This window comes from Paenibacillus tritici, from assembly GCF_013204885.1.
In the GTDB taxonomy this organism is placed as follows: domain Bacteria; phylum Bacillota; class Bacilli; order Paenibacillales; family Paenibacillaceae; genus Paenibacillus_AQ; species Paenibacillus_AQ tritici.
Genome location: NZ_JABMKX010000023.1, coordinates 19095 through 31480 on the forward strand (window position 1 = coordinate 19095; position 12386 = coordinate 31480).

Here is a 12386-nt window from a genome sequence, read left to right on the forward strand (position 1 = left end):
CCGCAGCAAGAAGGCCCGCGATCATTCGCGGGCCTTCTAAATGAATGAGGACCTTCTACCCTGCTAAATTAGGCGAATAACGCTAAGAAAGGCACTGGTGCCAGCTCTCCCATTACGATTAGATATAGTTAGGGTTGCGTTAGAAGTATTGACAACGGAAAGGACGCTTCCTGCTGCAAGATTTCGAATATATTCCCCTCCAATTTGATAAGCGTTACTACCACTAGGTACAATTGTGTAGAACTCGCCCCCAGGAATAACCGTTCCATTTACGGCGACAGCCCACGCTATTATTTGTACTGAAACTGCTGTGGTGACCTGAAAAGCAATCCGGTAAGTTCCCGCTGTAGCGACCGTAAGCGAAGTATTGGCATCTGTTACAGTAATATCTGATGTTCCTATACCAGGAAGATTAAATATAACCTTACCTCTATTCGCAACAGTAACATTTCTTTGATTCGAAATGACATAACGATAAGAGGAAGGAAAACCAAATCCGGTTACACCCGGCTTGCCGATTGGGCCGGTTACGCCTGTCACTCCTGTCAGCCCTCTCACACCTCTGAGTCCCCTCACACCTGTAGGTCCCACTACACCTGTGGGTCCCCTCGTACCTGTCGGACCGGTGGCACCCGTTGGACCGGTTACACCAGTGGGGCCAGTGTGGCCAGTGGGACCAGCGGTTCCCGTTGGGCCGGTTACACCGGTTGGCCCCGTCACCCCTGTAGCACCTGTCATCCCTGTAGCACCCGTCAGACCTCTAGCCCCCGTCACACCGGTAGCCCCCGTCACACCGGCAGCCCCCGTCACACCGGTAGCCCCCGTCACACCGGTTGGGCCGGTTACACCGGTCGGGCCGGTTACACCGGTCGGGCCCGTCACTCCGGTTGGGCCGGTTACACCGGTAGCCCCCGTCACACCGGTAGCCCCCGTCACACCGGTCGGGCCCGTCACACCGGTTGGGCCGGTCACACCGGTAGCCCCCGTCACACCGGTAGCCCCCGTCACACCGGTAGCCCCCGTCACACCGGTACCCCCCGTCACACCGGTAGCCCCAGTCACACCAGTCGGGCCGGTCACACCGGTCGGGCCAGTTACACCGGTGGGTCCTGTCACACCCGTCGGTCCCGTCACACCGGTCGGGCCGGTCACACCTGTGGGTCCCGTCACACCGGTCGGACCCGTCATGCCTGCCCAGCCGGTTACACCCGTGGGGCCCGTCATACCCGTGGGGCCCGCCACTCCTGTGGGTCCTGTCACACCTGCCAGGCCGGTCACACCCGTTGGACCTTTTAGCCCCGTGGGGCCGGTCATCCCCGTTGGTCCCGTCATACCTGTCGGCCCCCTGACACCCGTGAGTCCCCTAACACCCGTGGGACCCGTTACACCGGTCGGACCGGTTACACCCGCCCGGCCGGTTACACCTTTGGGGCCGGTTATCCCTGTGGGACCCGTTACACCTGCCCGGCCGGTCACACCCGTTGCTCCTGTTACACCGGCTGGACCGGTTAACCCAATCGGACCGGCTACTCCTGTGGGACCCGTTACCCCCTTCTCCCCGGTGGCTCCTACCCCAACAGGCCCTGTTGCCCCTTGCTCGCCGATCGGAAGCCATCCGCCAGGATACGTTAGACCGCCGTCCTGACTGCTGCGGTAATACAGCGCAGGGTTGGAAATATACAGCTGCTGGACATAATTATCTACACGGGACACATAAATAGTCCATACCGATGGGTGTTCCACCTGTGGCCCGTCTGGCGGTGCAGGACCCGTGGGACTGTCTGAACTGTAGACACCCGGCTGATTATACAGCGCCAGTCGATTGCCCGACGGATCTTCATTGAGGGGGAAGACCCCGTTATCTGCGTTCAGAATGATATCGCCGGTCTGACCATTGACACTGAACACACCTCCGGCGAAGCCTGTTGGCCCCGTGGGACCTGTGGGACCAAGGATCGTTGGAATACCGGCTGCGATAAGCATCTTCGAATCCAGCATAATCTCTTGACGGAAAACGGTGTCCAACATAGCTTGTACATTGCTGTTAACCTGAAGCACCTCTGGCAATGTAGCAGGAGTTGAACCGGGAAGCGTGCCCAGAGCGAACTGAATCTTCTCTCCTTCGGCATTGATGATATGTGCCAGACCCAACTCCTCCATGGCGATTGATGAGAACAATAAATTCAATACATCGGCCCGCGACAAGGAGAGGGCCGGAGTAATATTGGGTATATTGGGATTGGACATGGTAAGGCCTCCTTTAGCTTATCAACCAATTCTGATTACACTCAGGAAACCATTGTCTTCACCAACATTAGCCCCTGATATCCTTTGCACTGTAGTCGCGGTATTCGTTAGAGTAAGCTTATCACCAGCATTTAAGCGGATAAGATATTCTCCTCCTATCTGATAATTGTCGCCGGTACTGAAATATCTGTGAAATTCACCGTTGGGAATAGGTGTGGCATTGACCGAAACTGTCCATCTTTTGAGTGGAATTGACTGATTCGCTATCGTTAATTGAAAGACAACTAAATAATCGCCGGCTGTATTAACCGTTACTGTGGATTGGCCATCGAATGCGATATCAGACGTCCCTGCACCAAGAACGTTGAATACAACATTATCATTAGGATTTATGGGAACATTACCGGCAGTTGTAGAAATGTACCTATACGAGGAAGCGAATCCTACTCCTGCTGAACCAGTTGAACCAGTGTGACCGTTTGGACCCCTCAGACCTGTCGGACCGGTTGGACCGGTTACACCTGTCGGGCCTTTTACACCTGTCGCACCCCTTACACCTGTCGCACCCCTAACGCCTGTCGGACCCTTCATACCGGTCGGGCCCGTCACACCGGTCGGACCCGCCACGCCAGTAGGACCGGTCACGCCGGTTGGACCGGTTACTCCCGCCCGGCCCGTTATCCCTGCCCGGCCCCTCCCACCTGTGGGACCTGTCGCACCCATCCGGCCCGTCACACCGGTCGGACCGGTTACGCCCGTTGGGCCGGTGACACCCGTTGGTCCGGTGACACCCGCTACTCCCGTTACGCCCGCCCGACCCTTCACCCCAGTCGGGCCGGTGACACCAGTGGGACCGGTAGCACCGGCCCTACCAGTGATACCCGTTGGTCCTGTCACACCTGTTAGGCCGGTCATGCCGGTCACACCGGTCGGGCCGGTTATACCCGCCACTCCGGTTATACCCGTTGGACCCGTTATACCCGCCACTCCGGTTATACCAGTCACGCCAGTTACACCTGCCCAGCCACTGACACCAGCCCGGCCGCTCACTCCCGCCAGACCTGTTACACCTGCCCGGCCCGTCACACCTGACCGGCCCGTCACACCTGCCTGACCCTGGACACCTGCCAGGCCGCGTACACCCGTCAGTCCCTTCACACCCGTAGGACCTGTCACACCTGTCGGTCCGCTCAAGCCTGCCCGGCCTGTCGGACCTGTAAGCCCCCTACCACCTGCCCGGCCCGTTACACCTGTCATCCCCGTCACACCTGCCGGACCATTCACACCTGCCCGGCCGCGTACACCCGTTGAACCCGCCAGACCAGTGGGTCCCTGCGCTCCGGTAAGCCCACTAGCGCCGCCCGGACCAGTTACACCCCTTGGCCCCGTCATACCTGCCGGGCCGCTAATACCTGTTAGCCCCCTTGGACCCGTAGGTCCCGGCGCTCCGGTGAGTCCTGTAGCGCCCCCCGGACCTGTGATACCTGAGTTCCCTCTCACTCCTCTAGGTCCTGTAGCCCCTGTACCCGTCGGACCCGTCGGGCCTCTTTCGCCAATTTCTATCCATAGCGACCAGGTAATCCCCGAATCCTGACTGTTGCGGTAGTACAAATGCGGGTTGGATATATAGAGCTGCTGGACAAAGTTACCAACCCGTGACACATAAAGAGTCCATACGGATGGGTGCTCCACCAGCGGACTGTCCGGCGGTGAAGGGCCTGCGGGATTATCTGAACTATACACGCCCGGCTGATTGTAATGAGTCAGACGATTGCCCGATGGCTCATCATTGAACGGGAGAACCCCGATCTCTGCGCTCAGAATGACATCGCCGGTCTGACCATTTACACTTAGAACACCACTCGCCGCCCCGGTAGGTCCTGCTGGTCCTGTAGGTCCAACCAAGGAGGGAACGCCCGAGGCCGTTCTCAGCTTGGAATCAAGTATGATTTCCTGGTGGAAGATTGTATCAAGCATCGCCTGACTACTGCTGTTGACATCTAAGACTTGTTCAAGCGTCGCAGGTGTGGCTCCCGGAAGGGTCCCTAGGGCAAACTGAATTTTCTCACCTTCAGCGTTGATGATATGAGCAAGCCCTAGCTCTTCCATCGCAATGGATGAAAACAACAAGTTCAATACATCATCCCGCGACAATGTGATGGTTGGTGTGATATTGGGAAGATTAGGATTCGACATGTTAATGCCCCCTTACATTCGAAATCGCAGACGGAAATATCCCTTTATTCATGCGATCCTGATTATATTTAAAAATGCACCTGTCCGGTTGACATTACTTCCTCCTACTACTAATTGGGCTGTTCCTGTATTTTTCAACGTAAGTTGAGAATTTGCAGCAAGCTGAACAACAAACTCGCCGAACATCTGAAAATATCCTGTAGTAATCTGTTGATGAAATTCACCAGTTGGAATAGGGGTTCCATTAACTGCAACCGTCATCTCCTTCTTGGCTCCGTGATCCTCATTTAGAACCGCCAGAAAGGTAATGCGGTAAATCCCCGCCAAGTCCACTGTAATCGTGTTACTCCCGTTAAAATGAACATTGGATGAAATTACATTAACGGTATTAAATGGAGTACTGCCCCCGATAGCAACGAATGTATTAATCGCTTTATTCAAGGTAACGTTACAATAAGCAGGAATAGGTCTTAATGCGGGGCCAGTCAAGCCGATGTGGCCAGTTGCACCGGTTGGACCGTTACGACCTCTGAAGCCAGTTGCACCGATTACACCGGTGGCTCCAGTGTGACCCGCGTCTCCCGTCGAGCCGGTGATCCCCGTCGGGCCGGTGGCTCCGGTTGGGCCAGTGGCTCCAGCCAGGCCGGTCGGGCCGATGATCACCCCCGTAGGGCCGGTTGCACCGGTAGGGCCGGTAGCACCTGTCGGACCAGTGGGACCGGTCAGGCCCGTGGCTCCCGCCCGGCCGGTTAACCCTGTCGCGCCAGTCGCACCCGTGGGGCCTGTCACACCTGCCCCGCCAGTGACTCCTGTCGGGCCGGTCACTCCGGTTGGGCCCGTCACTCCTGCCAGGCCAGTTACACCGCTTGGACCGCTCACCCCTATTGGACCGCTCACGCCTCTCAGGCTCACGCCAGTCGGGCCTCTCACCCCTGTCGGACCGGTGGCTCCGGTTGGACCCGTAGCACCAGTCACCCCGGTCTGACCAGTCACACCCGTGGCTCCTGTCCGACCTGTCGGGCCTGTCACTCCTGCCCGACCTGTCGGACCAGTGGTGCCCGTTGAACCGGTTGGCCCGGTGGCTCCCATCGGGCCGGTCAGGCCCTTTGCTCCCGTCGGACCCATAGCACCTGTTAGGCCGGTGACTCCCGTCGGACCAGTGGTGCCTGTCACTCCCGCCCCGCCGGTTGCCCCCGCCGCGCCCGCGGCTCCGGTCGGTCCTGTTAGCCCTGTCAGGCCGGTCGCGCCCGTAGAACCGGTCTGGCCGACCGGGCCAGTCGCACCCGTCGGGCCGGTCACTCCCATCGGGCCGGTCGGGCCCGTTGGACCAGTAGCTCCCGTTGGACCGGTTAGACCCGTTGCACCCGTTACACCCTTCACACCTATCGCACCCGTCGGACCCGTTGCACCCGTTAGACCCTTTGCACCGGTCACTCCGGTCGCACCTGTAAGACCCGTTGCACCCCTCACACCTGTCGAACCTGTAAGGCCGATCGCTCCCTTAGAACCGGTAACCCCAATCGGGCCGGTCCCACCCGCCCTACCCGTTACACCTGCGCCGGTTGGACCGGTAGGTCCCCGCTCGCCGATGGGTACCCACGGAGTCCAGTTTAAGCCGACATTCTGGCTGCTGCGATAGTATATAGCCGGATTGGAAATATAGATCTGCTGAACATAATCACCTACACGGGATACATAAATCGTCCACACTGGCGGATGGTCCACTATCGGACCGTCCGGCGGACCCGCAATCCCGGCAGCGCTGCCTGAGCTGTAGACACCGGGTTCAATGTAATTCCCAAGAATACTGGTCGGCGCCTCAACGTTGTCGATCGGGAAGATGCCATCTTCTGCAGTCAGAATCACTTCCCCCTCCTCTCCGTTGATACTGAGAACACCGCCGGGTTCTCCTCTGGGCCCTGTCGGTCCGATGGGACCGCTTACCACAGGTATGTTAGAAGCGGTCTTGAGCCTGGAATCTAGTATCATCTCTTGGCGGAAGATGGTGTCCAGCATAGCTTGGGTGCTGCTATTGACCTCCAGGACCTGTGCGAGGGTAGCAGGGGGACCGCTGATCCCCGGAAGCGTACCCAGAGCGAACTGTATTTTCTCGCCTTCAGCGTTAATAATATGGGCTAGTCCAAGCTCCTCCATGGCAATGGAGGAGAATAGCAGATTGACAACATCATCCCTTGATAAGGTGATCGTGGGAGTGATGCCCGGAATATTGGGATTCGACAATATACTTCCCTCCTTATGCTAGAGTTAATCTATCTTATTAATATCAAGCTCAAAGTGCGTGTAGTAGATGCCCTGTCGGGTAAACAATTCAGCTAATTGACTAAAAAGGTTTAATTAATCGGATTGCTAACCACATGTAATTCCGCAGCAAGAAGGCCCGCGATCATTCTCGCGGGCCTTGCTTGTTTGGTTGTCCCAGCAGCCTAGTCTGCTGGAATAACCTCGCGATCACCATACCGCCTACCGCACACGCTGGCGCAACGGATTGCCTTTCTTCATCTTATGCTCGCTGCGAACCGGCTGGCCGCCTCCTTCAGAATCCTCCTTGCTTGGCGTCACTGCGAAGAAGGACAGCAGCCCGCCGACTGCGCCTACACCCGCCATGGTCCCAAACAGGGTCCAATGCCCGCGGTTCATCAGCAGGGACACCACCGGCGGCCCCAGCGCAACGCCGATGAACCGCATGCTGCTATATAAGGAGGTAATGGTCCCCCGGCTCTCTTCCTCGATCCCTTCCGTAATCAGGGCATCCATACATGGCAGGACCACACCAATTCCAATCCCGCTTAAGCTTAAGAAGCCTACCATGAAATAGATATTGTCGCTTAAAACCGTAATCAACATGGCAGCCGTAACGATAACCATACCGCCGAAGCCGATCCACTTCATCAAAGGCTTGTTCTTGCCGATGACCTTACCGCTCCCATAGGACGCCAGACACAGCAGCGCCAGCGGAATGGCCAGTACGAAGCCTTTGTAGGCCCCATGCAGATTATACTTCGCTTCTAATGTCTCGGATAAATAGAATAACACCCCGAAGGTTGCAAACATGCAGATTCCGCCAATGGCGAAGATAGCGTACAGCCAGCGGCCCCGCTCATGCAGCGTTTCTTTGATGCCGGTCATGAATTGCTTCAGGCTTTTGGGCTCTGCCTTGTCCTCCGTCTTCGGCTTATGCACGAGAAAGATAACCAGTGCGCAGGAAATCAGACATAGCACCGGAATCGCAATGAAGGGAGCATACCACAGTATAGTCCCCAGATAAGCACCCAGAATCGGGCTTAATACTTTACCGAACGTATTCGAGGTCTCAATGATTCCAAGTCCCTTACTGACCTCTTTCTCATCCTTGAACAGATCGCCTACGAACGGAATAACAATGGGAAAGGCGCCCGCCGCACCAATCCCCTGGATGAAACGTCCTCCAAGGATGATCCAATACGCGCTGATTCCGGTGGAGAACCAGGCGGCTGCCACACATACCGCTCCGCCCACAGCTGCCAGGATCAGGCTGGGCAGAATTACTTTTTTTCGCCCATAGCGGTCTGATAAATATCCGGCCACGGGAATCATCAGAATGGCGATCAGGCCATAGACCGTGATGAGCATACTGACTTGAAAGGCAGTGATCCCCAGCTCCTTGGAGATCTGCGGCAGGATCGGCAACAGCATTGAATTGCCCAGTGTCATAATTAGCGGGATGGAAGCAAGTGCGATTAATGCCCCTTTTGACCCTTTCATTGGACGAACCACCTTCTTGTATAGTTGCATCCTGCTTATTGTGGTTCTAACGCCCGGATTTATACAGATTGTCAAGAAATGTCGGCAGCATAAAGGACAAGCGGTTAAGGGTATGCTATTGCTTGTTCAAAATTCAGCATAAAAGGAGCCTGATTATGACTGGGATTCTAGGCGGTAACCCGAAGGAAGAACCGATGCATTATGGAGAGATCTATGCGGTATGGCAAGCCTCAATGGCTGCCAAGGGAGCAATATCGTGTTACCGGGCTTATATGTATCATGCCGGTGACAGTGATCTGAAGAAAATCATTGCTGCGATGATTGATCAGGCGGAGCTGGAGATCAGTGAGTGCGACACGCTGCTGTCCGAGCAGGGGCTCGCGTCTGCGCCAGTCATGCCGAACCGGCCTGAGGCAAAGCTGGAGGATATCCCTGTCGGTGCACGGTTTACAGATCCTGAAATAGCGGCTATGCTTGCAGCGAATCTGGCTGCCGGACTTGTGGCTTGCAGCCAGGCGATGGGACAATCCATCCGTGAGGATATCGGAGCTTTGTTCGCCAAGTATCATCTGACCAAGGCGGCCCTCGGTGTGAAGAACCTGCATTTGCTGAAGAAAAAAGGCTGGCTGATCCCTCCTCCGCTGCTGGTGAAACGGCCGGAGCCTGTTAAAGCCTAAGTCTGCACCCCTGCACCTTTATTCGGTTTGCAGCAGACATCACGCAACACAAAGGACCGTCCATTATGAGGGCGGTCCTTTTAATTATCCGTATTTGTTCGTATGGATCAGCGAATCTCTCCTCTGGAAGCAATCAGCTTCTGATACCAATAGAAGCTGTTCTTCCGTACACGGCGGAGCTCCTTCAGATCGAATTCTTCGCGGTCCACATAGATGAAGCCGTACCTTTTACTGGAGCCCTGATGCGTGCTGACCAGATCAATCGCTGACCACGGACAGAATCCGAACACCTCTACACCGTCTGTCAGTGCGAGCTGGATCTGCTCGATATGCTTGCGGAAGAAGTCCATCCGGTATTCATCATTTACCGTTCCATCGTCTTCAAGCTTGTCGAACGCACCCAACCCGTTCTCCGTGACAATCAGCGGCAGATGATAACGGGAATAGATCTGGCGGAGCGTCGTTCTGAAGCCGACAGGATCAATCTCCCAGCCGAACTCTGTAGTCTGCAGATTAGGGTTCACAGACCCCCTGTAGGCTCCCGGTTCTCCGACGATTTCGTGTTGATCGCCCGTGTGAGAGTAATCATTGCCGTCATTTTTACTCTCGCCTACCGTCTGGGAGGTGTAATAATTGAAGGCAATGAAATCAGGGTGACCTTGTCCGAGGATCTCCATATCTCCTTCCTCAATGACAGGCTGATATCCTTTCTCCACCAGATAGCTCCAGGCGATATGATTATAACGTCCATAGACCGCCATATCTAAATACAGCCAATTGCGGATGGCGGCATAATTATCTGCGGCCAGCATATCCTCCGGCTTGGAGCTGGCCGGGTAGATGACCCCGATGTTGGGGGCGGGACCGATTTTGGCGTCCGGGAGCATCTGATGACATAACACCATCGCTTTCGCCTGGGCCAGGAGCATATGGTGATTCTGCTGGTACAGCTCTTTTTGCGGGTCGGTCATGTTCTCATTCAAGGTTCCAATGGACCCCGGATGCAGAATAAGCATATTCTGTTCATTGATGGTCAGCCACCATTTCACGCGGTCCCCGTAATTCTCATACAGCGTCTTGGCATATTGCTCAAAAGCATCAATAGTAGCCCGATTCGACCAGCCTCCCCGCTCTTCCAGCGCATAGGGCAGATCAAAGTGGTACATGGTTACGATGGGTTCAATCCCATACTTAAGCAGCTCGTCGATCAGCAGGCTGTAGAATTCAAGACCCTTCGGATTGACGGCTCCGTCCCCTTGCGGATAGATCCGGCTCCAGGCAATGGAGAAGCGGTAAGCCTTGAAGCCCATTTCCGCCATCAGAGCTACGTCCTCTTTATACATATGGTAGTGGTCACTGGCAACCTTGAAGTCAGTCACCCCTTCCACATGGTTGGCCAGATCAATCACGGAAGGCCCTTTGCCGTCTTCATCCCAGGCTCCCTCCAGCTGATAGGCCGAAGTAGAGCCCCCCCACAAGAAATCCTCCGGAAAAGCGTTAAGTTGTTTATGCAGCATATCGTTTCCTCCTCTGTATTGTTTAATCCACCAGGGTCAAAATAACATCGTTCTTCTCTACCTGCTTCTGGCTGGTCTCAAAGACCTCAACCTCTTTGGGAGTCAGCGTTACAATGACCGGTGTAATTGTCTGATAACCGGCTGCCTTAATCTGCTCCAGGTCGAACCGGATGAGCAGATCCCCCTGTGACACCAGGTCTCCTTCCTTGACCATAGGCGTGAAGTGCTTGCCTTTCAGGCCCACGGTATTAATTCCGATATGAATCAACAGTTCGGTTCCTGCTGCGGAAGTAATACCGATCGCATGACCCGTCGGGAAGATAGAAGTCACTGTACCGTCCACGGGAGCAACCACTTCTCCGATGACAGGATCAATTGCAAGCCCTCTGCCCATCGCCCCGGAAGAGAAGGCCTCATCAGGAACACTGCTTAGCGGGAAGGCGGCACCGGACAGCGGACTGAAAATATGCTCTTTCCTAAGGTCTGCCACCAGCGCTGATGGCTTGTCCGGCAGTACGGGGTCAACTATGGGTTGGGGCACCGTTTCCGGAGCAGAACCTTCATTCTTCGCTTTGCTCTCATACCCGAACAGCAAGGTCAGCAGCAAGCCTGTACCCAGGGAGACCACCATGGAGATAATGAAGATGGACATCGGCTGCTCGACAGGAATGGAGAATATATTATGGAACACATAAGCCGTATACAGGACGCCGAAATGACCATTGATGGCTCCCCCCAGCGCCCCGGCAATAATAACGATCGGGATCACCCGCTTATAGCGGAGGATCAGGCCGTATACGATCGGCTCGCTGACTCCGGCCAGCAGTCCGGTGATTCCCGAAGAAGCGGCGATACTCCGCAGGGAACGGTCTTTCTTGGCCTTCAGGAAGATCCCAAAAGCTACACCAATCTGGGCAAACACCGCAGCCGAAGCCATCGCCTCAATCGGATCACCGCCATTTGCTATATTCTGCAGGGTGATCGGAGTGAATCCCCAGTGAAGTCCTAGCACGACCATGAACGTCATCCCCCCGCCCAGCACAATGCCTGACAGTATACCGCTGACGCCAATCAGCCAGGTCACACCGGATGCGATCCAGTCTCCGACACTGGTGCCGAATGGACCGAAGGCCATCACAGACAGCGGAACCATAATCATCAGCGAGAGCATCGGAACCATGAAGATCTGCAGATCTTTGAGGATGATCTTCTTCAACAGCTTGTCCAGCAGTGCATAGATGCTAATGGCAATGAAGATCGGGAATACACTGGAGGCATAACTGACCATGACAACCGGAATACCTAAGAAGGAGCGTGCGGTATCCCCTTCAAGCATCCCCGTAAAGTTCGGTTCCATCAGCGCCGCACCTATAGCTCCCGCTACATAAGGATTAGCTTTTAATTTGATACCCAGCGTGATCCCCAGGAATATCGGCAGGAAATAGAATACTGCATTGCCTGCTGCGGACAGGATCAGATAGGTATCGCTTGAATCGGACATCCAGCCCAGCAGCGTAAGCACGGTCAGCAGCGCCTTGAGCATCCCTGATCCTGCCATGACGGGAATCAGCGGGGAGAAGCTCCCGGAGATGATCTCGAACACCTTGGATACGGCAGAGGTCTTCTGGCCGGAATTCTTATCGTCTGTGGAGGTGCCGGACAGGAAGCTGGTGTTCTTGACAATCTCGGCATATACATTCGCGACATTGCTGCCGACGACAACCTGGAATTGCCCCCCGCTCTCCACCACCGTAATTACACCTTCATGCTTCTCCAGCGCTTCCCTCTGCGCCTTCTTGTTATCCTTGAGGCTGAATCTCAGCCGGGTGGCACAATGGACAAGATCGTTGATATTCTCTTCCCCGCCAACAAGCCGGATGATGTCTTCGGACATTTTTTGGTTATCCATGCTGATTCTCCTTTGCTTTACAGCCAAAAAATGGGCATAAAAAAAACCTAAACGAAGATTGTGAGATCACACAAGGGT

At 55.3% G+C, this 12386-nt stretch carries 7 protein-coding genes; 1 reads left to right on the forward strand and 6 read right to left on the reverse strand.

Features of this window, described 5'->3' with window-relative positions:
- Nucleotides 1–63: 63 nt before the first annotated feature.
- The 4 genes from HQN87_RS32860 to bcbE form a co-directional block, all read right to left on the reverse strand.
- Nucleotides 64–2247 carry an alpha-helical endospore appendage domain-containing protein gene (locus HQN87_RS32860; protein ID WP_173140186.1) on the reverse strand — a complete coding sequence of 728 codons (2184 nt, stop codon included), beginning with the start codon at nt 2245–2247 and terminating at the stop codon, nt 64–66.
- A gap of 21 nt (nt 2248–2268) precedes the next feature.
- Nucleotides 2269–4443 (reverse strand): alpha-helical endospore appendage domain-containing protein, encoded by a 2175-nt coding sequence (locus HQN87_RS28445; protein ID WP_173140188.1) that lies wholly within the window; start codon nt 4441–4443, stop codon nt 2269–2271.
- A 48-nt stretch (nt 4444–4491) separates the two neighbouring features.
- Nucleotides 4492–6684, reverse strand: a complete 2193-nt coding sequence (locus tag HQN87_RS32865) for an alpha-helical endospore appendage domain-containing protein (RefSeq protein WP_216857480.1) — start codon at nt 6682–6684, stop codon at nt 4492–4494.
- 240 nt (nt 6685–6924) lie between these two features.
- Nucleotides 6925–8205: a bacillibactin exporter BcbE gene (gene bcbE / locus HQN87_RS28455; protein ID WP_173140190.1), complete on the reverse strand. Its 1281-nt coding sequence runs from the start codon at nt 8203–8205 to the stop codon at nt 6925–6927.
- 155 nt (nt 8206–8360) lie between these two features.
- On the opposite strand from bcbE, the gene HQN87_RS28460 reads away from it, so the two are divergent.
- On the forward strand, nt 8361–8882 hold the full coding sequence (locus HQN87_RS28460) for a DUF3231 family protein (protein WP_173140192.1): 522 nt from the start codon (nt 8361–8363) through the stop codon (nt 8880–8882).
- A 107-nt stretch (nt 8883–8989) separates the two neighbouring features.
- Here the strand turns inward: HQN87_RS28460 and HQN87_RS28465 are convergent, their stop codons facing one another.
- Entirely contained in the window at nt 8990–10399 is a 1410-nt protein-coding gene (locus HQN87_RS28465) for a glycoside hydrolase family 1 protein (RefSeq protein WP_173140194.1), read from the reverse strand.
- A 22-nt stretch (nt 10400–10421) separates the two neighbouring features.
- Complete coding sequence (locus HQN87_RS28470; protein ID WP_173140196.1) at nt 10422–12308, reverse strand: beta-glucoside-specific PTS transporter subunit IIABC; 1887 nt, start codon at nt 12306–12308, stop codon at nt 10422–10424.
- Nucleotides 12309–12386 lie beyond the last annotated feature (78 nt).

Coding starts and splice junctions, on each gene's coding strand:
- HQN87_RS28445 (WP_173140188.1), bottom strand. CDS start 4,443: ATGTCGAATCCTAATCTTCCCAATATCACACCAACCATCACATTGTCG.
- HQN87_RS28465 (WP_173140194.1), bottom strand. CDS start 10,399: ATGCTGCATAAACAACTTAACGCTTTTCCGGAGGATTTCTTGTGGGGG.
- HQN87_RS28460 (WP_173140192.1), top strand. CDS start 8,361: ATGACTGGGATTCTAGGCGGTAACCCGAAGGAAGAACCGATGCATTAT.
- bcbE (WP_173140190.1), bottom strand. CDS start 8,205: ATGAAAGGGTCAAAAGGGGCATTAATCGCACTTGCTTCCATCCCGCTA.
- HQN87_RS32860 (WP_173140186.1), bottom strand. CDS start 2,247: ATGTCCAATCCCAATATACCCAATATTACTCCGGCCCTCTCCTTGTCG.
- HQN87_RS28470 (WP_173140196.1), bottom strand. CDS start 12,308: ATGGATAACCAAAAAATGTCCGAAGACATCATCCGGCTTGTTGGCGGG.